The sequence below is a fragment of the Micromonospora sp. NPDC007271 genome (assembly GCF_040634005.1).
GTDB lineage: Bacteria > Actinomycetota > Actinomycetes > Mycobacteriales > Micromonosporaceae > Micromonospora.
This window is the reverse complement of the sequence record NZ_JBEYER010000008.1, coordinates 19044-41017: the sequence shown is the minus strand read 5'-3', so window position 1 is coordinate 41017 and position 21974 is coordinate 19044. Positions and strand designations below refer to the sequence as shown.

Annotated in this window: 23 protein-coding genes; 12 read left to right on the top strand and 11 right to left on the bottom strand. The window is 70.6% G+C overall.

Going from position 1 to position 21974, the window contains the following annotated elements:
• The 9 genes from ABZ570_RS05040 to ABZ570_RS05000 are packed head-to-tail and all read left to right on the top strand — an operon-like array spanning window position 1 to window position 8599.
• On the top strand, window positions 1-1095 hold the full coding sequence (locus tag ABZ570_RS05040; protein ID WP_358056936.1) for an ABC transporter permease: 1095 nt from the start codon (window positions 1-3) through the stop codon (window positions 1093-1095).
• Window positions 1092-2009, top strand: a complete 918-nt coding sequence (locus tag ABZ570_RS05035) for an ABC transporter permease (protein WP_358056933.1) — start codon at window positions 1092-1094, stop codon at window positions 2007-2009. Before ABZ570_RS05040 ends, ABZ570_RS05035 begins: the two co-directional genes overlap by 4 nt.
• Before the next feature lies 1 nt (window position 2010).
• A complete protein-coding gene (locus ABZ570_RS05030) occupies window positions 2011-2988 on the top strand; it encodes an ABC transporter ATP-binding protein (protein WP_358056931.1) in 978 nt (325 codons plus the stop codon).
• Entirely contained in the window at window positions 2985-3959 is a 975-nt protein-coding gene (locus ABZ570_RS05025; protein ID WP_358056929.1) for an ABC transporter ATP-binding protein, read from the top strand. Before ABZ570_RS05030 ends, ABZ570_RS05025 begins: the two co-directional genes overlap by 4 nt.
• 10 nt (window positions 3960-3969) lie before the next feature.
• The gene (locus ABZ570_RS05020; protein ID WP_358056927.1) at window positions 3970-5202 is read left to right on the top strand and encodes an amidohydrolase family protein; all 1233 of its coding nucleotides are present in this window, start codon (window positions 3970-3972) and stop codon (window positions 5200-5202) included.
• Window positions 5199-6845, top strand: coding sequence for a DUF885 domain-containing protein (locus ABZ570_RS05015; protein WP_358056925.1), 1647 nt, complete (start codon window positions 5199-5201; stop codon window positions 6843-6845). Before ABZ570_RS05020 ends, ABZ570_RS05015 begins: the two co-directional genes overlap by 4 nt.
• A 55-nt stretch (window positions 6846-6900) precedes the next feature.
• A complete protein-coding gene (locus ABZ570_RS05010; protein ID WP_358056923.1) occupies window positions 6901-7275 on the top strand; it encodes a nuclear transport factor 2 family protein in 375 nt (124 codons plus the stop codon).
• Complete coding sequence (locus tag ABZ570_RS05005) at window positions 7272-7598, top strand: TIGR04076 family protein (protein WP_358056921.1); 327 nt, start codon at window positions 7272-7274, stop codon at window positions 7596-7598. The genes ABZ570_RS05010 and ABZ570_RS05005 overlap by 4 nt, the downstream gene beginning before the upstream one ends.
• Window positions 7595-8599 (top strand): LLM class flavin-dependent oxidoreductase, encoded by a 1005-nt coding sequence (locus tag ABZ570_RS05000; RefSeq protein WP_358056919.1) that lies wholly within the window; start codon window positions 7595-7597, stop codon window positions 8597-8599. The genes ABZ570_RS05005 and ABZ570_RS05000 overlap by 4 nt, the downstream gene beginning before the upstream one ends.
• 580 nt (window positions 8600-9179) lie before the next feature.
• On the opposite strand, the gene ABZ570_RS04995 is transcribed toward ABZ570_RS05000, so the two are convergent.
• Window positions 9180-9515 (bottom strand): hypothetical protein, encoded by a 336-nt coding sequence (locus tag ABZ570_RS04995; protein ID WP_358056917.1) that lies wholly within the window; start codon window positions 9513-9515, stop codon window positions 9180-9182.
• Between the two features lie 403 nt (window positions 9516-9918).
• On the opposite strand from ABZ570_RS04995, the gene ABZ570_RS04990 reads away from it, so the two are divergent.
• Together ABZ570_RS04990 and ABZ570_RS04985 are read left to right on the top strand one after the other, a co-directional pair.
• Entirely contained in the window at window positions 9919-10284 is a 366-nt protein-coding gene (locus ABZ570_RS04990; protein ID WP_358056915.1) for a type II toxin-antitoxin system RelE/ParE family toxin, read from the top strand.
• Window positions 10281-10598 carry a helix-turn-helix transcriptional regulator gene (locus ABZ570_RS04985; RefSeq protein ID WP_358056913.1) on the top strand — a complete coding sequence of 106 codons (318 nt, stop codon included), beginning with the start codon at window positions 10281-10283 and terminating at the stop codon, window positions 10596-10598. The genes ABZ570_RS04990 and ABZ570_RS04985 overlap by 4 nt, the downstream gene beginning before the upstream one ends.
• Before the next feature lie 328 nt (window positions 10599-10926).
• Here the strand turns inward: ABZ570_RS04985 and ABZ570_RS04980 are convergent, their stop codons facing one another.
• From ABZ570_RS04980 to ABZ570_RS04970, 3 genes are all read right to left on the bottom strand, one after another.
• Complete coding sequence (locus ABZ570_RS04980) at window positions 10927-12315, bottom strand: alkaline phosphatase PhoX (protein WP_358056911.1); 1389 nt, start codon at window positions 12313-12315, stop codon at window positions 10927-10929.
• Between the two features lie 241 nt (window positions 12316-12556).
• On the bottom strand, window positions 12557-13282 hold the full coding sequence (locus tag ABZ570_RS04975; RefSeq protein ID WP_358056909.1) for a DUF2510 domain-containing protein: 726 nt from the start codon (window positions 13280-13282) through the stop codon (window positions 12557-12559).
• A gap of 60 nt (window positions 13283-13342) precedes the next feature.
• Window positions 13343-14284: an EamA family transporter gene (locus tag ABZ570_RS04970; RefSeq protein ID WP_358056907.1), complete on the bottom strand. Its 942-nt coding sequence runs from the start codon at window positions 14282-14284 to the stop codon at window positions 13343-13345.
• Between the two features lie 68 nt (window positions 14285-14352).
• Here ABZ570_RS04970 and ABZ570_RS04965 point away from each other — a divergent pair, with 68 nt between their 5' ends.
• Window positions 14353-15351: a LysR family transcriptional regulator gene (locus ABZ570_RS04965; protein ID WP_358056905.1), complete on the top strand. Its 999-nt coding sequence runs from the start codon at window positions 14353-14355 to the stop codon at window positions 15349-15351.
• A 45-nt stretch (window positions 15352-15396) separates the two neighbouring features.
• On the opposite strand, the gene ABZ570_RS04960 is transcribed toward ABZ570_RS04965, so the two are convergent.
• The 7 genes from ABZ570_RS04960 to ABZ570_RS04930 form a co-directional block, all read right to left on the bottom strand.
• A complete protein-coding gene (locus tag ABZ570_RS04960) occupies window positions 15397-16095 on the bottom strand; it encodes a GntR family transcriptional regulator (RefSeq protein WP_358056903.1) in 699 nt (232 codons plus the stop codon).
• 20 nt (window positions 16096-16115) lie between these two features.
• Window positions 16116-17126, bottom strand: coding sequence for a proline racemase family protein (locus ABZ570_RS04955; protein ID WP_358056901.1), 1011 nt, complete (start codon window positions 17124-17126; stop codon window positions 16116-16118).
• Between the two features lie 4 nt (window positions 17127-17130).
• Window positions 17131-17859 carry an ABC transporter ATP-binding protein gene (locus ABZ570_RS04950; RefSeq protein ID WP_358056900.1) on the bottom strand — a complete coding sequence of 243 codons (729 nt, stop codon included), beginning with the start codon at window positions 17857-17859 and terminating at the stop codon, window positions 17131-17133.
• Complete coding sequence (locus ABZ570_RS04945; RefSeq protein ID WP_358056899.1) at window positions 17852-18670, bottom strand: ABC transporter ATP-binding protein; 819 nt, start codon at window positions 18668-18670, stop codon at window positions 17852-17854. The genes ABZ570_RS04950 and ABZ570_RS04945 overlap by 8 nt, the downstream gene beginning before the upstream one ends.
• On the bottom strand, window positions 18667-19704 hold the full coding sequence (locus ABZ570_RS04940; RefSeq protein ID WP_358056897.1) for a branched-chain amino acid ABC transporter permease: 1038 nt from the start codon (window positions 19702-19704) through the stop codon (window positions 18667-18669). The genes ABZ570_RS04945 and ABZ570_RS04940 overlap by 4 nt, the downstream gene beginning before the upstream one ends.
• A complete protein-coding gene (locus ABZ570_RS04935; RefSeq protein WP_358056895.1) occupies window positions 19704-20597 on the bottom strand; it encodes a branched-chain amino acid ABC transporter permease in 894 nt (297 codons plus the stop codon). The genes ABZ570_RS04940 and ABZ570_RS04935 overlap by 1 nt, the downstream gene beginning before the upstream one ends.
• 65 nt (window positions 20598-20662) lie before the next feature.
• Window positions 20663-21835 (bottom strand): branched-chain amino acid ABC transporter substrate-binding protein, encoded by a 1173-nt coding sequence (locus tag ABZ570_RS04930; protein ID WP_358056893.1) that lies wholly within the window; start codon window positions 21833-21835, stop codon window positions 20663-20665.
• Between the last annotated feature and the right edge of the window lie 139 nt (window positions 21836-21974).

Sequence of the window (21974 nt, the reverse complement as noted above, 5' to 3'; positions counted from 1 at the left end):
ATGACGACGACAGTCGACAACGCCGAGCCGGGCGCGGTCACCCCGACCGCGACCCGGCCCCGGCCGCGGCGCGGCCACCCCCTCCTGACCTTCCTGGCCAAGCGGATCGCCATCACGGCCGGGCTGCTGCTGGGCGTCACGGTGGTGACGTTCGGGCTGGTCAACGTGGTGCCGGGTGACCCGGTCACCGCCAATCTCTCCGACCAGGCGCTGAACGACCCCGCCACGGTCGCCGCCTTCCGGGAGAAGTGGGGCCTGGACCAGCCGCTCTGGGCGCAGTACCTGCACTACCTGAGCAACCTGCTGCACGGCGACCTGGGCATCTCGCAGCAGACCGGCCGCGCCGTGCTGGACGACCTGTTCCAGTACGTGCCCGCGACCATGGAACTGGCCATCCCCACCATGGTGCTGGCCCTGCTGATCGGGACCGGGATCGGCATGCTCGCGGCCGTCCGCAACGGCCGGTTCACCGACCAGGTCGTCCGGGTGGGTGCCCTGCTCGGGCTCTCCACCCCGCCCTTCTGGCTGTCGCTCGTCGTGCTCTACGTCTTCTTCTACCAACTCGGCCTCGCCCCCAGCGGCGGACGACTCTCCACCGACTTCAGCCCGCCCCCCACCGTGACCGGCATGTACACCGTCGACGCGGCCCTCGCCGGCCAGTGGGACGTCGCCTGGGACGCCGCCCAGCACCTGGCCCTGCCGGTGCTCGTGCTGACCTCGCTGACCGTGGCGATGCTGGTCCGGTTCGTCCGCTCATCCATGCTCGAGGTGCTCCAGCAGGACTACATCCGCGCCGCGTACGCCAAGGGCCTGCCCGGCCGGGTGGTGTTCCGCCGGCATCTGCTGCGCGCCGGCCTGGTCCCGGTGATCACGGTCTCCGGCCTCGCCTTCGCCTCGCTGCTGTCCGGGACCGTCCTGGTCGAGAACATCTTCGGCTGGCCCGGGCTCGGCCAGTACGCCTACCGCAGCGCGACCGCGCTGGACCTGCCCGCGATCCTCGGCGTCAGCCTGTTCGTGGCGTTGGTCTACACGCTGGTCAACCTGACCGTCGACCTGCTGTACGGGCTCATCGACCCGAGGATCCGCCTGTCATGACCACACTCGCCCCCGGCCCCGTGGCACCCGACCCCAGGGTGGGCCGGTCGCTGGCCCGGCGTCGCTGGTTGAGCCGGCTGCGCGGCGGACCGACCAGCCGGCCGATCTGGCGCCAGCCGATCGCACTCGCCGCCCTGGCCATCCTCGGCGGGTGGCTGCTGGTCGCGATCCTCGCCCCGGTCCTCGCCCCGTACGACCCCCTGGCGCAGAGCCCCGACGGGTACGCCCCACCGTCCGGCGCACACTGGTTCGGCACCGACTCACTCGGCCGCGACGTGCTCAGCCGGGTCGTCTACGGCGCCCGGCTGTCCATCCCGCTGGCGCTGGCCATCGTCTCGCTGGCGCTGCTGGTCGGCGGGCTGCTCGGGCTGGTCGCCGGATACGTGGGCCGCTTCGTCGACGAGGCGCTGATGCGCCTGACCGACCTGGTGTTCGCGTTCCCTCAGATCATCCTGGCCATGGCGGTGACCGCCGCGTTCGGGCCCAACACCCGCAACGCCGTGCTCGCCCTGGTCATCGTCTCCTGGCCGGTCTACGCCCGGGTCATCCGCAGCGCGGTGCTGAGCATGCGTGGCGACGACTACCTCAACGCCGCGCGGCTGCTCGGCGTCGGACCCGTCCGGGCGCTGCGCCGCGACGTGCTGCCCAACAGCGTCGGACCGGCGATCGTGCTGGCCACCCTGGAACTCGGCAACGCGGTGCTGCTGCTCGCCGCGCTGTCCTTCCTCGGGCTGGGCCCCCGCCCACCGGCCGCCGAGTGGGGCTCCATGGTGGCCCTCGGCTCGCAGGACCTGTCCATGTGGTGGGTGAGCGTCTTCCCCGGCCTGGCCATCCTCACGGTCGTGATGGCCTTCAACGTGCTCGGCGACGCGCTGCGCGACCGGCTCGACCCCCGTTACGCGAAGGGACGCTGAGATGGCCCCGCTCCTCGACGTCGACTCCCTGGCCGTCACCCTGCCCGGTCCCCGCGGGCCGCTGCCGATCCTGCACGACGTGTCGCTCACCGTCGACGAGGGGGAACTGGTCGGCATCGCGGGGGAAAGCGGCTGCGGCAAGAGCCTCACCGCGCAGGCGCTGCTCGGCCTGCTGCCCCCGGGCGCGCAGGTCAGCGGCTCGGCCCGGTTCGCCGGCACCGACCTGCTCGGCCTCGACGCCCGGGGCTGGCAGCGGGTCCGCGGGGCGGGCATCGCGATGGTCTTCCAGGACCCCACCGCAGCCCTGCACCCGATGCTCACCGTCGGCCGGCAGCTCACCGAGCACATGCGCGTACACCTGCGGATGTCCCGCCGGGCCGCGGACCGGCGGGCCGTGGAACTGCTCGAAGAGGTCCGCATCCCCGACCCGGAGCGCGCGCTGCGGGCCTACCCGCACCAGTTCTCGGGTGGGATGCGCCAGCGCGTCGCCATCGCCATCGCCCTGGCCGCACAGCCGCGGCTGCTGATCGCCGACGAGCCGACCACCGCGCTCGACGTCACCGTGCAGGCCGGCATCCTGGCCCTGCTGGACCGCCTGTGCGCCGAGACCGGGCTGGCCGTCGCGTTCATCACCCACGACCTCGGAGTGCTCAGCGCCCTCACCTCCCGCGGGTACATCTTCTACGCCGGGCGGGTGGTGGAGACCGGCCCCACCGGCGCGCTGCTCACCGCACCCACGCACCCGTACACGGCGGCGCTGCTCGGCGCCCGTCCGCACGGCACCCAGGCGGTCGGCACGCTGCGGCCCATCCCCGGCGGCCCGCCGGCACCCGGGGAGGCGCCGCCGGGCTGCCCGTTCCAGCCCCGCTGCGGGTACGCCGAACCGGCCTGCGGCAGCGCGGCGCCCCCGCTCACGCCCGCGGGCGCCGACCGCTCGGTGGCCTGCGTGGTCCGACCCCAGCTGGAGGTGGCCGCATGAGCCCCGAGGCTCACCTGCTGCGCATCAGTGACGTCGAGGTCGAGTACCGCCCCCGGGGCCGGGCCCGGGTCCGGGCGGTCGCCGGAGTCAGCCTGGACGTGGCGGCCGGACAGATCGTGGGCCTGGTCGGCGAGTCCGGGTGCGGCAAGTCCTCCCTGGCCCGGGTCGCGGTCGGGCTGGCCGCGCCGAGCGCCGGCACCGTCCGCTTCGCCGGCCGGCCGGTCACCCCGCTCGGCTGGCGGCGTCGCCCCACCGACGAGGTCGGCCTCCAGATGGTCTTCCAGAACCCGTACGCCTCGCTGAACCCCCGACGCACCATCGGCGGGCAACTCCTCGACGGGGTGCCCGCCGCGGTCACCGGCCCGGCCCGCCGGACCCGGGTGACCGAACTGCTGGACCGGGTGGGCATGCCGGCCAGCGCCGCCGACCGGTACCCGCACCAGTTCTCCGGCGGCCAGCGGCAGCGGCTCGCCATCGCCCGGGCGCTCGCCCCCGAGCCCCGCATGATCATTGCCGACGAGCCGGTCACCGCGCTGGACGCCTCGTCCCAGGCGCAGGTGGTCAACCTGCTCGTCGGGCTGGTCCGGGACCTCGACATGGGGATGCTGTTCATCTCGCACGACCTCGCGCTGGTGCACGAGATCGCCGACGTCACCGCGGTGATGTACCTGGGCCGGATCGTGGAGACGGCGGCCACCCGCGAGCTGTGGCGCTCGCCCCGGCACCCGTACACCCGGGCGCTGATCGACGCGGTGCCGCAGATCGGTCCCGCCCCCCGGCTGCCGGCCACCCTCGCCGGGGAGGTTCCCGACCCCGCCAACGCCCCGTCCGGCTGCCGGTTCCGGCCGCGCTGCCCGCACGCCTTCGCGCCGTGCGGCGATCAACCACCCACCATCGACCTGGGCGGCCGCAGCGCCGCCTGCTGGCTCGCCGACCCCGCGGTGGCACCGGCCACCGCGCGCGCCCACTGAGGATGCCGTGATGCACACCGCCACCGAACAGGTCCTGGTCAACCTCGCCCTCTACGACGGCGTCGACGACTCCCTCCAGCCCGACCGCGGGATCTGGATCGGCGCCGACGGGATGATCCGCGCCGTCGGCCAGGTCGACGACGTGCTCGCCGAGGCCGGTGACGCACGGGTGGTCGACCTCCGCGGCGACCACGTCATGCCGGGCCTGACCAACATGCACGTGCATCTCTCACTCGGCCTGCCGGGTCATCTCGGCGACGAGGTGCACCGGTCCAACCTGGCGGAGCTGGTGCTGCTGATGGCCGACTCGGCCCGGCGCACCCTGCACTCCGGGGTCACCACCGCGCGGCTGGTCGGGGAGAGCCGCTACGCCGACTTCGCCCTGCGCAAGGGCATCGAGGCCGGCGCGGTCGACGGCCCACGGATCTTCACCGCCGGGCACGCGCTGTGCTGCACCGGCGGCCACGGCTGGGACGCCGACGCCCTCGAAGCCGACGGTCCGGACGGGTTCCGCCGGGTCACCCGGCAACAGATCCGGGCCGGCGCCGACCTCATCAAGGTCTGCATCTCCGGTGGCATCGCCGGCCAGTTCGAGTCGATCGACACCCCCCAACTGCTCGACGACGAGATGGCGGCGGTCATCCGAGTCGCCCACGACTGGGGGCGCAAGGTCACCGCGCACGCCGGCCCCGCCGAATCGGTCCGCCGCGCCGTGGAGCTCGGTCTCGACTGCGTCGAGCACGGCTACGAACTGACCGACGAGGTGACCCGCCTGATGGCCGACCGCGGCGTCTGGTACGTCCCGACCATCGTGGTCAGCCGGTGCGAGCAGTTCTTCCGCGACTCCGGTGTGCCCGGCTGGCTGATGGACCGGGCCCTCGCGGCCGGGCCCCGGCACTGGGAGAGCCTGCAGCACGCCATCCGCAACAACGTGCCGATCGCCCTGGGCAGCGACATGCCCCCGCACGCCGACTACGACGAGACCAGCGCGACCGTTCGGGAACTGGAGTTCATGGTGGACGCCGGGATGTCCGTCGCGCACGCGTTGAAGGCCGCCACCGTCCGCCCCGCCGAGTGGCTCGGCCGCGCCGACACGCTGGGCAGCGTCGAGGCCGGCAAGCACGCCGACCTGCTGGTGCTGCGCGACGACCCGACCCGGTCGGTGTCCGCGCTGCGCACCCTCCACACCGTGCTGAAGGGCGGCGTGACGTACCGCGACGACCACCACCGGCTGGCACGATGACCGGCATCACCCAGGTCGCCGACGGGTACCTCGACGCGCTCGCCGACCTCGATCCCGAGGCCACCGAGGCCGCCGGCCGCACCCCGGCCTCGCACCTGCCGAACCTCTCCCCCGACGCCTTCGACGCCCGCGCGGAACTGGCCCGCCGCACCGCCCGGCTCGCCGCCGCGGCCGACGCCCACGGGCCGAGCGAGCGCGCCCTGGCCGGCGCCCTGCTCGACCGGCTGGCCAGCGAGGTCGAACTGTACGACGCCGGGTTCACCACCCGCCTGCTCGCCCCGCTCGCCACCCCAGTGCACCTGGTCCGGCAGGTCTTCGACAACCTGCCCCACCGCACCGAAGAGGACTGGGAGGTCATCGCCGCGCACCTGCGCCAGGTGCCGGACGCCCTCGACCGGTACGCCGAGACGTTGCGCCGGTCGGCGAGCCGGGGGCACCTGGTCGCCCGCCGGCAGGTGCTGGTGGTCGCCGACCAGTGCGCCGCCTGGGCCACCGCCGACGACTTCTACGGCCGGCTGGTCGCCGGCTACCCCGGCGGCTCGCTCGCCGGGCACCTGGACCTCGGGGCGCGGCTGGCCACGGCCGCCACGATGCGCTTCGCCGCGTTCCTCCGAACCGAACTGGCCCCGGCCGCGACCGAGACCGACGCCGTCGGCCGAGAGCTGTACACGGTCACCGCGCGCAGCTTCCTCGGCGCGACCGTCGACCTGGACGAGCTGTACGCGTACGGCTGGGCGGAGCTGGACCGGACCGCCGCCGAGCTGCGTACCGTGGCGGCCGAGCTCGGCCACCCGGACGTGGCGACCGCGCGGGCGGCGCTGGACGCCGACCGGGCCGGCCGGGTGCCGGTCGGCCCCGCCCTCGAGCAGTGGCTGCGGGAGAGGACCACGCAGCTCACCGACGCGCTCGACGGCACCCATTTCGACATCCCGGCCGCCACCCGTGCGGTGACCTGCCGGCTCAGCCCCGCCGCCTCCGGCGTCATGTACTACACCCCACCGGACGCGGGCCTGACCCGACCCGGGGCGATCTGGTGGTCGGTGCCACCCGGCCAGGCGAGCGTGCCGGTGTGGCGGCACGTCGGGACGCTCTGCCACGAGGGACTGCCCGGACACCACCTCCAGCACGCCCTCACGCTCACCACCGCGGATCTGCACCCCTGGCAGCGCAACCTCTGCCACGTGCACGGATACGCCGAAGGCTGGGCGCACTACGCCGAGCGGCTCGCGGACGAGATCGGCCTCTACGCCGGCCCCGCCGAACGGCTCGGCATGCTCGACGGGCAGATGTGGCGGGCCGCCCGCGTGGTGATCGACATCGGGCTGCACCTCGGTCTGCCGATCCCGGCCGGAAACGGCTTCACCGACCAGCGGCGCTGGATGCCCGACCTGGCCGTGGACTTCCTCGGCCGGGTCGCCGGGCTGGACACCGCGACCGCCCGCTTCGAGGTCGACCGCTATCTCGGCTGGCCGGCGCAGGCCCTGGCGTTCAAGGTCGGTGCGCGGTTGTGGCAGCAGACCCGCCGCCAGGTCGAGCGGCGCGAGGGCGCCGCGTTCGACCGCAAGCGGTTCCACGCCACCGCGCTGCGGCTCGGACCGATGGGGCTGGATCCACTGCGCGCCCGGCTCACCGAACTGACCTGACTGGCACCCCTCGCGCCAGCGGCGCCGTCACCCCCTCGACCAGAAAGTGCCCCCCATGACCGTTGCCGACCTCATCACCACCATCACCGACATGTACCGGTGCCTGGGCGACCGGCCCGCCTTCGACGCCCACCTGAATCCCGGCCTGACCATCTGGGAGTCCGACGCGGACGGGCTGCTGTCCGGGCTGGCCGCCCTGGACGACCTGCGGGACCGGCGGGCCGCACAAGCGCCGGCTCCGTCCCCGGTGACGGTGGCGCCCGAACAGTTCCACGCCGACGCCTGGGGCGACACCGGCCTGGTGCGCTACGTGCTGCGGGCCCGCCACGGTGGCGACCGCCCGGACGAGTGCTTCCGGGTGACCGACGTGCTGCGCCGCGAGGGCGACGCCTGGCGGATCGTGCACCACCACGCCGAGGCCGTGCGATGAGCGCCGACGAGCCGGTCACCGACCTGTATGACCTGCGGGTCGTGGTGGAACGGATCGAGGGCCGATCGGTGTGCGGCCTGCAACCCGGCGACCACATCGACCTCACCGGCTCCAGCCGCCTCACCATCCCCGCCGGCCGGCACTTCTGCCTCTACGCCCTGGCCGCCTGCCTGCCGCTGCTCCCGGCCAAGCAGCGGGAGCTGTCCGACGGCGACTGGCTGGCGCAGGACTGCCACGTCGCCTGCCCGGACCCCGACGAGCGGGTCATCCTGCGCATCGAGCGGACCGCCCGCCGCCAGATCCCCACTGGAGAGTTGACGTGAGCGCCGCACATCACGGGCTGTTCGGGATCGGCCTGCAGTCCGACAAGAGCGCCGACGAGTACGCCGAGCTGGCCGAGCTGGCCGAACGACACGGCTTTGACGTGCTGTCGGTCTTCGGCGACCTGATGTACCAGCCACCGATCTTCCCCCTTCTGGTGGCCGCCCGGCACACCCGTCGGATCCGCCTCGGCGCGGCCTGCCTCAACCCCTTCACCATGCATCCCGTGGAGATCGCCGGGCAGGTCGCCGCCTTGGATCTGGCCTCACAGGGGCGGGCCTACCTCGGGCTGGCCCGGGGCACCTGGCTCGACCAGGTGGGGGTGCCACAGGCCCGCCCATTGCGGCGGATCGCCGAGACGGCCGAGGTGGTGCGGCTGCTACTCGCCGGCGACGACGGCGGCTTCCAGGGCCGCGAGTTCACCGTGGCACCGGGAACCCGCCTGCGGTACGCCCCGGCGCGCTCCGCCGTGCCGGTTCTGGTCGGCACCTGGGGACAGCGCACCGCCCGATCCGCCGCCACGTTCGCCAGCGAGGTGAAGGTGGGCGGATCGGCGAATCCGGCGATGGCCAAGACCATGCGGGCCTGGCTGGACGAGGCGGCACCTCCCGGGCGTACCGGAGCCACCGGGGTGGTGCTCGGCGCGGTGACCGTCGTCGACGAGGACGGCGTCCTGGCCCGCCGGGTCGCGCGCACCGAGGTGGCGATGTACCTCGCGGTGGTGGCCGCGCTCGATCCGACCGTCGAGGTCGACCCGGAACTGCTGGCCCGGATCCAGCAGCATGTCGCCCGCCGGGAGGACGACCTGGCGGGTGCGCTGATCGGCGACGATCTGCTCGACCTGTTCGCCTTCTCCGGCACCCCCGAGCAGGTCGCCGCGCAGGCGGCAGCCGTGTTCGACGCCGGGGCGACCCGGGTCGAGTTCGGCACCCCGCACGGTCTGAGCCCGTACGGCGGTATCGACCTTCTGGGCCGGCGGGTGCTGCCCCTGCTGCGGGGGTGACCGTCCGCCGCAGCCCGGCTCTCCCCCGGGCGGCGGCGGGTTCCGCCACGTGGTCTTGGCTGACTCAAGGGCGGAGAGCCACTGACGGTTGCGGCAGTGGCGTCAGCGTGCTACCTGGCCGGAGCAGGTCGACGGGTGGTGGAGGTGGTGAGGACCGGTACGGACAGGCGGTCTTGCACGGCTGCTGTGATGCCTGGGGCAGGTGGGCTCAAGCCTGTTCCGTCGATGCTGCGAGTTACTACCAGCCTCCAAGGGAAGTTAAGCCAAAGCATTTGGGGGCAATTTCCAGGTATGCATGCTTCCGCCAGCGCTTCAAACCTAGGCAATTCCTAGCAAGGTCCTCTGGTCCCATATCACAGCGACGTCCATTTTCCGTCGTCCAAAGACCAAGCCCTCGACACTTCACTCGCCATCACCTTCAACTAATACTCCAGCCGCACTTCGCGGAGTCGTTGTCTTCGCTGGTAGTGGCTTGTTTTGGCCCTGAACCGGTGGCGGCGTCGCCACCATGACCATCGATTGATGTGGTCGAGCCGCATGAGGTGATCCGCACAATCAGCCAAATGCGGGGATCGAGACATCAAAGCCCGAAATCGGAAGGATTTTCGGACGCCTTCCGGCGATAGGCATCCAGAACCAAGGCGCTCTCGTTGATTAGCGCGTCAAAGGCCTCTTCTTTACGTTCGTCGTAGCTGGATTCACCATAACTCCTAACCAGCTCGGCAAGCAGGTCCGCAACCTCGACGAGATTTAGGTACCGAAAAGCGTCAATCGCGCGCTCGAACTCATCCAGTTCGATGACTTCCACGGCATAGCCGAATCCGCCGCCCATAATCGCGTTGAAGACCCGATGGACATGGGCGAGCCTAGCAACCCCGAGCGGTGCATCGGCCGACACCGCGCCTGGCGGGCCCATGCACCTGCAACCAGCCACCAGCTTTGTCGTAGCTGGTATCCGTCAGCAGAATCCGGCGTCCATGAATTCGTGCCGAAGTCGACTGGGCACGACTCGCCACCGGAGACGCCGAGTTTGATGAAACCGGGGTCGTTGTTGTGAACCAGGACCGGAGCATTGCCGGCGAGTACTAGTACGTGTGGGATCTTCACCTGGCCACGGAGCGTGATGCACGTCGTCGTGGCCTCTACCTGACCTTTTGCGTGCGGCACCGCCTCACCTTGTCGATGCCAATCGATGTTGACGGCGACGGTGACGGCAACCTGGAGAGCCGTACGCAGACGGCCCAAGGCCATCAGCAGTGCCGGGCTGGCACATCAGCCCGCGGCGGCGCCCCCGGTATAGCAGTTGCTATACTTTTGGAATGGTGACCGACGAGTGGGAGATCTACCTCGTCAACGAGGTACAAGAGTGGATCGACAGCCTCGATCCACTCACCCACGCTCGCGTCGTGCAAGCCATCGACCTGCTCGCCCAAGCCGGCCCGGGGCTGGGCCGGCCGCTGGTCGACACGATCCACGGCTCGTCGATCGCCAACCTCAAAGAACTGCGCCCCGGCACCGTGCGCATCCTGTTTGCCTTCGACCCCTGGCGCTCCAGCATCCTGCTCGTCGCCGGAGACAAAGCCGGACGCTGGCAGCAGTGGTACACCGAAGCGATCCCTCTGGCCGAGCAACGCTACGAGATCTACCTGAAGGAACGCGCCGAGGAGGAGAACAGACAGCCATGAGCAGCTACGTACGCTGGCGCGACATCCGCACCGCCCACATCGAGCGCGCCGGCGGCGAGCAGGCCGTCGAAGCGGGCAAGCAGGAACTACTCACCACCGTGATCGGACACCGCCTCGCCGAGGTACGCCGCGCCCGCGGCCTGACCCAACAGCAGGTCGCCGACCGCATGGGCGTCACCAAAGGCCGCGTCTCCCAGATCGAACAAGGCAAAATCTCCGGCCAAGACGTCGTAGCCCGCTACGCCGCCGCCCTCGGCGGACGCCTCCACCAGGCAATCTACTTCGACGACGGCGACATCGCCGCCATCGCATAGCCCCACCACCAGTCAACTCGCGGCGCACCATCGACGTCGGTGAGGCTGGCGAGTGGGTGCGGTTGGCCGATCATAGCCGCCAGGGCGGTGGCGACGGCGTGGAGGTCAGCTGGAGCCCACCGGCTCCTGATCTCAGATGTCCGTCAGAGCGGGTCAGGCCCACTGCAGTGCGGGTGAATGCTGTGCGGATCGCGGCACAGCGGATGCCTGAGCTGGTCTGACGGCTCGCTTCAGGGTGTGTAGGGGTCCTCCAAGCCATCGGCTCTCGTGACGAGGCGGTGCTCCCCGATCACCTGTGGACCGGGGAGCACGCAGGGCGGCTGCGGGGTTAGCCCTGGCGGCGGTTCCAGGGGCCGGTGACGGCGTACGTGATGCCCGGGTTGTAGACGTTGAAGAACATGGTCCGGCCGTCGGCGGAGAACGCCGCGCCGGCCAGCTCGCCATACTCCGGATCCCCCGCGGTGCCGACGTTGACCCGGTTACGGGCAAAGACGAACACCTCGCCGTCGGCGGTCGTACCAAGGATGTGCTGGTCCCCGATCCCGTCCTCGCACATCATCAGGCCCCCGTACGGCGACATGCAGATGTTGTCCGGGGCGTCGAACTCCGGGTTCTCCGGCGCCGGCGTCGGACGGGTGAAGATCGTCTCCAGTCGCAACGTGTTGGCTCGCGGGTCGTACCGCCAGACCTGCCCGTCGTGGTCGCGGGCCGAGCCCAGCTCACGCCGGGCGAACGACGAGACGAAGTAGGCGCAGGCGTCCTTCTCCCCCCACCAGGCGCCCTCGATCTTGTACCCACCGGTGATGGGCTTGCGGTAGTCCTGCGCACGGACCGACTCCGTCGTCGCCAGCGGGTCCGGCACGTCCAGCCACTCGACGCCGGCGAAGGAGGTGCCGGCCTCGGTCACCACCGACAGGTCCGGCAGGTCCGGGACGTGCAGAGCCTGCAGCACGCCGCCTGCCCGCAGGCTCCCGTGGCCGCCGAGCGGCCGGTTCGGCAAGAAGCGGTAGAAGCTGCCCAGCGGCGCCACGAACGCGTCCTCGGTCTCGTAGACGATGCCGGTGCGCGGGTCGACCGCGACCGCCTCGTGCTGGAACCGGCCCATCGCGGTCAGCGGTGTCGGATCGGTGTTGCGAGCATCGTCGTACGGGTCAACCTCGAAGATGAACCCGTGGTCCTTCGTGTACCCGCGGGCCCCCGCCTTGTCTTCGGTCTCCTCGCAGGTCAGCCAGGTGTGCCACGGCGTCCGGCCGCCGGAACAGTTGACGGCCGTGCCGCCCAGGCTGACGTGCTCGGAGACGGCGCGGTTCGACGCGTCGACGGCGAGCGTGCTGGTCCCGCCCCCGGCGGCCGGGTCGTACGTGCGTTCCGGCGGAGCCACGACCGTGATCTTCGCGGTCGGGGAGCACTCATGGTTGCGGACCAGGCGAGTGCCGCGCGCCTGGTCAGCGAAGGCCCCCATACCGTCGAACCGGCTCGGCACGATGCCACCGTCCGGCCGGGCGGTGCCTTCGCGCGACAGCACCGTGTAGCGGAAGCCCACCGGCAGGTCGAGCATGCCGGCCGGGTCAGGCACGAGCGGACCGTACCCGACCTCCGGGCCGGAAATCCCCAGCGCGGGCGCCGCGGTGAACAGGGCGTCGACCGAACCGACCACGGCCACGGCGAGACCGGCGCCGAACGAGCTGGACAGGAACTGGCGGCGAGACAAAGACACGGACAAGCCTCCTAGACGTCACAGACCATAGCGGGCCGGTCGATGTCGATTCGAACCGCTCGATCCACTACGTCACATCCCGTCCCACCCGTCAAGATGTCGATCGATTTGATCTTGCCAACTGTGACAGCCGACGTGGCTCAACCGGTCAAAATCCCTGACCAGCACCGACCGGCCGCCGGCAGCGGCGCGTCGCCCCGGCCGCCTCGGCGGCTGCCGCAGGGCGCGCGAAGCACCGCGATCAGCGTGGCCGCCGCCGCCGGCTCTTGAGCGGGCAGGTGAACACCAGCAGCGCGTGCGCCGCCAGCACCGTCAGGTAACCAGCCGCCGACCTCAGCAGAATGGTGCCGTTGCTGGGCGAGGCGACCATCGCCCCGAACACCGCCGCGACCACCAGCGCGAAGACCAGCACCGTCCACCACGGCTCGCGGTCCCGGTAGCGGGGCACCAGCGCCACCAGCAGCACGGTGCCGGCGACCGCCGCCCACACCACCAACGCGATCAGCGGACCGAGCCCCAGCGAGTACGCCCGTCCCCAGGCGCTCATCTTCGTGTCGTACACGTTGAGCCAGGCGCCCAACTCCAGATAGCGCACCGGCGCGTAGTTGAAGTCGCGGGGCGGGCTGTCCAGCTCGGCGTACGGCAGCGCCAGGAAGCCGAGCACCAGGAGCACCGCCACGATGCCGAGGAGCAGACACCGTACGACCAGCGACCCGACCGGAAGCTTCGCGGACGGCTGCCCCGGCGCGGGGGCCGGCGCACCGGACACCCCCGGCGGCGGGCCGGGCGGAACGGGCGCCGGGGCGGCGTTACCGGGCAGCGGGTCCAGTTGTGGCTGCTGCCGGCCGTCGAGCACGTGCGCTGTCCACCGGTCGCCATCGAACCAGCGGACCGGCTGCCGCCCGGAGGGATCCGGGTACCAACCGGGCCGCGGCCCACCCGTCGTGCCGTCCCCGCCACCCTGCACGGAGGAAACCTTGCCACGATCATCCGCGCGGATGAAGAGGGCCGTGAGCTTCGACGTGTGTCAGCGGCCAGTTTCAAGTCTCCGAGGAAGGCCAGTCGCGGCCTCACGATCCGTGACGGTTTGGACGGCCAGGGCGTTGGTCGACACGACGACGACGATCCCGAGCCACTCGTGCGGTTTCAGCACCTGGCCGAGCAGGACGAGGCCGGCGAGCGCGGCCAGTACCGGGTGGATACTCATGAACACGCCGAAGAAGCGGGCCGGCACGGTACGCAGCGCGACCAGGTCGGCGGCGTAGGGTACGACCGAGCTGAGGATGCCCGCACCGATGGCGTAGAGGATCCCGATGCCCGCCAGCCGTCCCTGCACGAGCAGGGTGGCCGCGACCGGCAGGTAGAGCAGTGCAGACACCAGGGTTGCCGCCGCCGGTGCCTGCAACCCCGGCAGGCGGGTCCCGACCAGCCGGTTGAGCAGGATGTACGCCGCCCAACATGCGGCTGCGAGCAGGCCGAGCCCGACCCCGACGTAGTCGCTGGCCGGGCCCGGTAGGACCAGGACGTACACGCCGACGCAGGCACCCGCGGCGCAGAGCAGGTCGCGTCGGGTTCGGGAACCGGCCAGAGCGACGGCCAGCGGGCCGAGGAACTCCAGGGTGACGGCCAGGCCGAGCCCGATCCGGTCGATCGCGGTGTAGAGGCTGAGGTTCATCGTGGCGAAGACCAGCCCGAGCAGCAGGGTCGGCCACCATTGCGCCCAGGTGAATCGACGCAGGTTCGGGCGTACGGCCGGCAGTAGCATCGCCGCCGCGACGAACTGCCGCACGGCGACGACCCCGGCGGGCCCGAGGGTGGCGAACGCGTGGGCACCCAGGGCCGCCCCGACCTGGTTGCTCGCCGCGCTTCCGGTCATCGTGGCGATTCCGCGCAGCAGCGGCCCACGGCCGGCGTCGGCCGGTTGGCGGAGACCCTGAGCAGTAAGTTCACCTGCCGTCTTCGCGGTCATGAGGGCAGTGTCGAACGCGCCGACTGATACGAGAAATGCACTAGCCGCCAGAGTTATACGCTCGGCGTATGGATGTGCAGCTGCGTCAGCTCCGTACCCTCGTCGCAGTGGTCGAGGCCGGCACTTTCACCGACGCGGCGGCTATCCTGGGGGTCTCCCAGGCGGCGGTCTCGCGTTCCGTCAGCGCCCTGGAGGCGGCCCTCGGCGCTCGCCTGCTCCAGCGAACGACCCGGCACGTCTCGCTCACCCCCACCGGCACCCGCGTCGTCGCCGCCGCGCGCCGGGTGCTCGACGAGGTCGCCCACCTGCGACGGATTGTCGAGGAATCGCGCACCGAGGTGCGCGTCGGCTACGCCTGGGCGGCGCTGGGCAAACACACCCGACGACTGCAGAAGACCTGGGCCGCCGCCCACCCCCAGGTGCCGCTGGTGTTCGTCCAGTCCAACACCCCGACCGCCGGGCTCAGCGAGGGCACCGCCGACGTCGCCGTGATCCGCCGGCACCTGGACGATCCCCGCTTCGACACCGCACTGCTCGGCGTGGAGGCCCGCTACGCCGCCGTGGCCACCGACAACCCGCTGGCCCGGCGACGATCGGTACGCACCGCCGACCTGGCCAGGTACACCGTCGCCATCGACAGCCGAACCGGCACGACCACGCCCGCCCTGTTTCCGCCAGGCGCCGAACCCGCGACCATCCGCACCACCCACGGCGTCGACGAATGGCTCACCCTCATCGCCGCCGGCCAGGCCGTCGGCATCACCTCCGAGGCCACCGCCAACCAGAACCCCAGGCCCGGCGTGGCGTACCGCGCCGTCCACGACGCCCAGCCGATACCGGTCTGGCTGGCCTGGTGGAAGGACGACCCACCCGCCCACCTGACCGAACTCGTCAACCTGGCCTGCGAAACCTACCGGACGGTCCAACCTGGGCAGAACCGCCGCGGGTACTGGAGTGCCGCCCCGCACCGGCCCGGCCGGCCTGGGGGCGACCTCCGAGCCGAGCATCGGTGGGGTGCGGCCGGCAACCGCCTGCGGATCGTTCTTTCGGAACGACGGAGCCAATGACGTCGTACGCGCCCGGTAGGGCCGGGCATCGCGTGGTGCTGGCGGTCAGGGTTCGTGATAGCCGGCCCAGGAGCCGCGGACGTGGCCGATGTGGCGTCGCATCAGCTCCGCCACCCCCGGCGCATCGCCGGCCACCACCAGATCGACGATCTGCTCGTGCTCGGCGGCCGAACGCCCCAGCTCGCCGCGCTCGGCGAGCCCTTGCAGGCCGTAGAGCCGGCTGCGGGCCCGCAGGTTCCCCACCACGTCGATGAGATGCCGGTTGCCGGCGAAGGCGAGCAACGAGAGATGGAAACGCCGGTCGACCTCGACATAGCCGATGAGGTCGCCGGTTTCGGCGAGCCGCTCCACCTCCTTCGCCAGGGGACGCAGCTCCTCGACCGCTGCCCGGGTGGGCTCGTTGATGGCCCGGGCGACCTCGGCCACGGTGGGCACCTCGATCAGCGCGCGCAGCGAGGTGATCTCGTCCAGGTCCCGGTCACTCAGCTCCCTGACCCGGAAGCCCTTGTTCCGGACGATCGTGATCAGTTCCTCGTTGGCGAGGTCGAGCATCGCTTCGCGCACCGGCGTGGCGGAGACACCGAACTGCTCAGCGAGCGTCGGCGCGGAGTACAGCACGCCGGGTCGCATCTGTCCCGTGATGACCGCGCCCCGCAGGGCATGGGCGATCTCCTGTCGAAGGTTGGGCCGGCCCCCGAACTGCGGCAGAGAGAGCGTGTCCGGGGCCAGGCGCCCGGTCGTCACGGGGTCACTCCCTGTCTCCTTCATCGCAGCGTAAATCCGAGTCCGACGGGATCGTCGGCCTCGAGAACGAAATGGTGTTCACCAATTCGGTAGGCCATCCCTCGCACCTCCGAAACATAGGCCGGGCGGCCTTCTGCTTCCAGCTCCTGCACGACCCGGCCGAGGAACCGTGTTCCGACCACCGAGTCGTGCGTCAGCACCTGATCAGGGGCGAGTTGCCCCGACGATGCTAGCAGCGCGACCCGCGCGGACGTGCCTGACCCGCACGGTGACCGGTCGACCTCACCGTCGGCGAAGACGGTGATGTTGCGCTGGTGTGGGCCGCCGGACCGTCGGCCGAGATCCTCGAAAAGGATCGTGCCGTAGATACCGTCAAGCCGCGGTTCGCTCGGATGCCGGGCCCATTCGGTCTCGTTGAGTTTCCATTTGATTTCGCGGCCGAGTGCCAGCAGATCACCGTAATGGGCCGGGTTGACCGACAGGCCGAGGGCCGAGGCGTCGACGGAGGCGTAGATCGCGCCCCCGTAACTGATGTCCGCGCGCACCGGGCCCCGGCTGGTGTTCACGGTGATGCCTTGGCCCAGTACGTATGCCGGCACGTTACGGAAGCTGACCTCGCGGACCTCGCCGGCCGCGCAGGAGACCGTGGCCGTGACGCGACCCGACGGTACGTCGATCACCACGTCGGTCTCCCCGTCGGGGGCGGCGGTCACGAGCCCGCTCCGGACGGCCCACACACCCAGCGCGATGGTGCCGTGTCCGCACGCCGTCGAGTAGCCGTCCTTGTGCCAGAACAGCACCCCGAAGTGTGCGCCCGCGTCGTCAGGTGGCACGACGAAGCAGCCGTACATGTCGGCGTGGCCACGCGGTTCGTTGACCAGGAGGCGGCGCACCGCGTCGACCTGTTCGTCGCGCTGGGCGTGTTCGCGCCGTTCCAGCACGGTGGTGCCGGGAATCTCCGGGACGCCTTCGGTGACGATGCGGAACGGTTCTCCCGCCGTGTGGTAGTCGGTGGCACGAATGTCCCGCATCGCCTCAGGCCCCCAGGTACGCCTCGACCACGCGGGAGTCGCGCGCGAGCTCGCGGGCCGCTCCCTGCAGGGTGATCACACCGTTCTCCACCACGTACGCTCGGTGAGCGATCTTGAGCGCGGCACGGGCGTTCTGCTCGACGAGCAGCACCGAGGTGCCGTCGGCGTTGATCCGGCGGATCAGATCCATGATCTGGGCTACCACGAGTGGCGCGAGCCCCATCGAGGGCTCGTCCAGCATCAGCAGTTTCGGCCCGGCGACGAGCGCGCGACCGACGGCGAGCATCTGCTGCTCGCCGCCGGACAGGTTCCCGCCCTGCTGGTTGCGCCGCTCGGCGAGCCGGGGTAGCAGGGAGTAGACCTCGTCGATCCGGCGGTTGACCGCGGCCTTGTCGTTCACCTGGTAGCCGCCGAGTTGGAGGTTCTCGTGAACGGTCAGCCGGGAGAAGATGCGGCGCCCCTCCGGCACGTGCACCACCCCGGCGCCCACGATCTCCCAGGGTTTGGCCTTGGTGATGTCCGTGCCGAACGCGCGCACGGTGCCGCCGGTGGACCGCACCACGCCGGAAACCGTGGCGAGGGTGCTGGTCTTTCCCGCGCCGTTGTTGCCGAGCAGAGTGATGATCTCGCCCTCGCCGACGGTCAGGGTCAGGCCCCGGAGGGCGTGGACGCGGCCGTAGTGGACGTCGAGAGCGTTGATTTCGAGTGCATAGCGGCCGGCGGCGTCACTCATGGCTCATCATCTCCTCGCTCGTGGCCTCCTCCTCGTCGTCCTTGCCGAGGTACGCCTCGATCACGTCCGGGTTGCGGCGTACCTCGTCGGGAGTGCCGTCGGCGATCTCCCGGCCGAAGTTCAGTACGACGACCCGGCGCGACACCTGCATGACGAGATCCATGTCGTGCTCGATGAGCACGATGGCGATGCCCAGCACACTGATGCGGTGCAGCAGATCGAGCAGCTCGCTCTTCTCGCCGTAGTTGAGGCCTGCGGCGGGCTCGTCGAGCAGGAGCACCTTGGGCCCGCGGGCGAGGGCGCGGGCGATCTCGACGCGCCGCTGCTCGCCGTACGGAAGGTTCCGCGCCAGGCCACCACGGTCACCGCGCAGGCCCACGAAGTCGAGCCAGCGGTTCGCCTCGTCGGTCGCCTCCCGTTCGGAGCGCCGGAACCGCGGCGTGTGCAGTAGCGCGTCGAGGGCGTTCTGCCGCAGCCGGAGGTGCATCCCGGCGCGGACGTTGTCGAGCACCGTCAGCTCACCGAAGAGGCGCAGGTTCTGGAAGGTGCGCGACATCCCCCGGGCCGCGATCGCGGACGGCCGCAGGCCGGTGATGTCCGCGCCGTGCAGGGTGATCGAGCCGCCGGTGGGCTTGTAGAAGCCCGTGATGCAGTTGAACGCGCTGGTCTTGCCGGCGCCGTTGGGTCCGACGAGCGAGAGGACGTCGCCTTCGTCGACCTGGAAGGTCAGCCCGTCGACGGCCTTCACGCCGCCGAAGTCCAGGTGCAGATCCTGCACCCGCAGCAGCGGTGCGGGTTCTCGCGTACTCACGGCACTACCTCCTTGGCCTTGCGCATGTCCTGCTCCGTGGCCTTGCGCAGGTCACGCCGGGACTGCCGTTCCACGGCCCGCGCCGGCCACAGTCCCTGCCGACGGAAGATCATCACGACGATGAGCAGGAGCCCGAATACGAAGTACCGGTAGTCGGCGGCCTGCCGGAGAAGCTCGGGCAGCACGCTGATGAAGATGGCGCCCAGCACGACGCCGGGCGTCGAGCCCATGCCACCGAGCACGACGGCCATCAGGATGAGGGCCGACCACAGGAAGGTGAAGCTCGGTGGGGAGATGGCGGACAGCTGGGCGCCGAAGAGGATGCCGGCGAGGCCGCCCCAGATGGCGCCGCCGATGTAGGCGGCGAGCTTGACCCGGTACGTGTTGATGCCCATCGCCTCGGCGGCGTCCTCGTCCTCGCGGATGAACCGCCAGGCGCGTCCGAGCCGGCTGCGTCCGAGCCGGGCCGCGCCGAGGACGGCCAGGGCGACGACGACCACACAGGTGTAATAGAGGCCGACCGGGCCGGTCAGGTCGAGCCCGAGCAGCGTGATGCCGGGGATTCCGTAGATGCCGGACGGCCCACCGGTGATGGTGAGGTTGTTCGCCGTGATCCGGATGATCTCCCCGAAGCCGAGCGTCACGATCGCCAGGTAGTCGCTGCGCAGCCGCAGGGTGGGCCCGCCGATCACGATGCCCGCGACCACCGCCGCGACGATGACGACCGGCACCGTGGCCAGCAGCGGCCAGCCGTACCTGGTGGCGAGGATTCCGCTGACGTAGGCGCCGATGGCGAAGAACGCGGCGTACCCGAGGTCGAGCAGGCCGCAGTAGCCGACGACGATGTTGAGGCCGACCGCCAGCATCACGAAGAGCAGCGCGGAGGTCATGACCGACAGGGCGTAGTTGGTCGCGGTGACGAACGGCGCCAACAACGCGAAGGCCAGTCCGATCAGGCCGAGGTAGCGGTTCTGCTGGATTCGCTCGACGAGCGCACGGGCGCGGGCGGGCGAGGTTGCGAAATTGGTGGTCATTAGACACGCTCCGTAACGCGCTCGCCGAGGATGCCAGTCGGGCGAAGCGTGAGGAGGACGATGAGGAAGCTGAAGGCGAAGACGTCGCGCCACTGCCCGCCGATCCAGGCGGTGCCGATCGACTCGAGCAGGCCGAGCGTCAGGCCGCCGAGCATCGCGCCCTTGATGTTGCCGATGCCGCCGATGACGGCCGCGGTGAACGCCTTGAGCCCGATGATGAACCCCATCAGGAAGTCGATCTTCCCGTAGTAGCCGCCGGCCATCACGCCGGCGGCGCCGGCGAGGGCGGACCCGATGAAGAAGGTGCGCGCGATGACGGCGTCGACGTTGATGCCCATGTACAGGGCCGCCGTCGGGTCCTGGGAGATGGCGCGCATGGCCCGCCCGGTCCCGGTCCCCATGACGAGCCACTGGAGGCCGGCCATCAGCAGGACCGCGATCAGGATGAGACTGGCCTGCTGGATGGTGATGCGGGCGCCGAGCACGTTGATCGAGTCGCCCGCCAGCCGGACCGGGTAGACCTCCGGGTTGGGCCCGGCCACCAGGCGCATCCCGTACTCGAGCGCGAACGAGGCGCCCACCGCGGTGATCAGTACGGAGAGCCGGGGTGCGCTGCGCAGGGGACGGTAGGCGATCCGCTCGAGCAGCAGGCCGGCCGTTCCGGTCACCAGCATCGAGATGACCAGGACGATGAGCAGCGCCACGAAGCCGTGGCCGGTCACCAGCCCGCCGGCGACGCTCAGGACGCCGAAACCGACGAACGCACCGACCATGTACAGGTCGCCGTGGGCGAAGTTGAGGAGCCTGATGATGCCGTACACCATGGTGTAGCCCAGGGCGACCAGGGCGTAGAACGATCCGACGAAGAGACCGTTCCAGATGAGTTGGGTCATGGGAGCCCTTCGGGGGAACGCCCCGGCGGCGCGCTCCTGGGAGGGCGCCGCCGGGAGCAGACGATCTACTGCAGGGTGTCCTTGAGGACGATCTTGCCGTTCTCCACCACGAGGATCTGGAAGCCACCGCTGGAGAGCGTGTGGTCGGGCGTGAACTTCAGCGGCCCGGAGAACAGCTGGAAACCGTCGATCCCCTCGAGCGCCTTGATGACGGCGTCGCCGTCAGTCGAGCCGGCCTGCTTGACCGCCTCGGCGGCCACCCGGACGGCGTCGTAGGCCTGGGTGGAGTACGGACCGGGGTCGGCGCCGAACTTGCTCTTGTAGTCCGCGATCCAGTTCTCGGCGCCCTGGATCGTGTCCGGGGTCTGCGTCATGGTGGCGAAGACGCCTTCGGCGACCGTTGGGCCGGCGATGTCCACCAGCTTCTGGTCGACCGATCCGTCGGCGACCATGATCTTGCCGGTGTAGCCGGCCTGCCGCAGCTGGCGGATGATGAGGCCGCCCTCCTGGTAGTAGCCGGTCCAGTAGATGAAGTCCGGCTGGGTCTTCAGGATGGCGTTGACGTTGGCGCTGTAGTCGCTCTCACCCGCGGTGACCGACTCGCGTCCGGCGAGCGCCGGCGAGCCCGTCAGCAGCTTGGCGGTGGTGTCCGCGATGTCCTTGGAGTAGCTGGTGTTGTCGTCCATGAGGGCGACCTTGGTGGCACCCACCTTCTTCATGAACTTGAGCGCCGCATCGGACTGCTGCACGCCGGTGCCGTTGATCAGGAAGACGTTCTTCTTGTGCTGCTTGACCAGCTCGTTGGAGTTGGCGGCCGGGATGAGCATGGGCACGTCGGCCTTCTCGAAGATCGGCAGTGTCGGGAGCGTCGCACCCGAGCAGTAGCCGCCGACCGAGATCTTCACACCCTCGGTGACCAGCTTGTTGGCGCCCGCCGTGGCGCTCTTGGCGTCGCACGCCTCGTCCTCGACCTTGAGCTCGAGCTTGCGCCCGTTGACGCCACCCTTGCCGTTGATCTCGTCAACGGCGAGTTGCGCGCCGTTCTTCATGTACGGGCCGATGGCCGAGCTGCTCCCCGACAGCGGCGTTAGCATTCCGAGGACGATGGGCCCGTTGTCCGACTGCTCGCCCCCTCCCGAGGCGAGCCCGTTACCACAGGCGGAGAGCATCATGGCCGCCACCGCCGCGCCGCCCACGAGGGCGACTCGCGACAGCCGGCGGGTGAGGTATGCCGTCATTGTCCAACCCACTTCTCTCAAGGACCGACCCGCGGACGGCCCACGTAGCGATCGGTAACACTGCCGTGTGACGTAGCACTGCACTATGGCACAGAGCACATCACGGCTCCAGAGGTGCACGTTGCGGTGTTACCGAAGC

What these genes read in the sequence shown, in the direction of transcription:
- ABZ570_RS04935 (WP_358056895.1), bottom strand. Translation starts at nt 20,597, where the DNA reads ATGACCCAACTCATCTGGAACGGTCTCTTCGTCGGATCGTTCTACGCC.
- ABZ570_RS05015 (WP_358056925.1), top strand. Translation starts at nt 5,199, where the DNA reads ATGACCGGCATCACCCAGGTCGCCGACGGGTACCTCGACGCGCTCGCC.
- ABZ570_RS04985 (WP_358056913.1), top strand. Translation starts at nt 10,281, where the DNA reads ATGAGCAGCTACGTACGCTGGCGCGACATCCGCACCGCCCACATCGAG.
- ABZ570_RS05005 (WP_358056921.1), top strand. Translation starts at nt 7,272, where the DNA reads ATGAGCGCCGACGAGCCGGTCACCGACCTGTATGACCTGCGGGTCGTG.
- ABZ570_RS04940 (WP_358056897.1), bottom strand. Translation starts at nt 19,704, where the DNA reads ATGACCACCAATTTCGCAACCTCGCCCGCCCGCGCCCGTGCGCTCGTC.
- ABZ570_RS05020 (WP_358056927.1), top strand. Translation starts at nt 3,970, where the DNA reads ATGCACACCGCCACCGAACAGGTCCTGGTCAACCTCGCCCTCTACGAC.
- ABZ570_RS04970 (WP_358056907.1), bottom strand. Translation starts at nt 14,284, where the DNA reads ATGACCGCGAAGACGGCAGGTGAACTTACTGCTCAGGGTCTCCGCCAA.
- ABZ570_RS04995 (WP_358056917.1), bottom strand. Translation starts at nt 9,515, where the DNA reads ATGGGCCCGCCAGGCGCGGTGTCGGCCGATGCACCGCTCGGGGTTGCT.
- ABZ570_RS05035 (WP_358056933.1), top strand. Translation starts at nt 1,092, where the DNA reads ATGACCACACTCGCCCCCGGCCCCGTGGCACCCGACCCCAGGGTGGGC.
- ABZ570_RS04955 (WP_358056901.1), bottom strand. Translation starts at nt 17,126, where the DNA reads ATGCGGGACATTCGTGCCACCGACTACCACACGGCGGGAGAACCGTTC.
- ABZ570_RS05025 (WP_358056929.1), top strand. Translation starts at nt 2,985, where the DNA reads ATGAGCCCCGAGGCTCACCTGCTGCGCATCAGTGACGTCGAGGTCGAG.
- ABZ570_RS04930 (WP_358056893.1), bottom strand. Translation starts at nt 21,835, where the DNA reads ATGACGGCATACCTCACCCGCCGGCTGTCGCGAGTCGCCCTCGTGGGC.
- ABZ570_RS04950 (WP_358056900.1), bottom strand. Translation starts at nt 17,859, where the DNA reads ATGAGTGACGCCGCCGGCCGCTATGCACTCGAAATCAACGCTCTCGAC.
- ABZ570_RS05010 (WP_358056923.1), top strand. Translation starts at nt 6,901, where the DNA reads ATGACCGTTGCCGACCTCATCACCACCATCACCGACATGTACCGGTGC.
- ABZ570_RS04965 (WP_358056905.1), top strand. Translation starts at nt 14,353, where the DNA reads ATGGATGTGCAGCTGCGTCAGCTCCGTACCCTCGTCGCAGTGGTCGAG.
- ABZ570_RS05040 (WP_358056936.1), top strand. Translation starts at nt 1, where the DNA reads ATGACGACGACAGTCGACAACGCCGAGCCGGGCGCGGTCACCCCGACC.
- ABZ570_RS04990 (WP_358056915.1), top strand. Translation starts at nt 9,919, where the DNA reads ATGGTGACCGACGAGTGGGAGATCTACCTCGTCAACGAGGTACAAGAG.
- ABZ570_RS05030 (WP_358056931.1), top strand. Translation starts at nt 2,011, where the DNA reads ATGGCCCCGCTCCTCGACGTCGACTCCCTGGCCGTCACCCTGCCCGGT.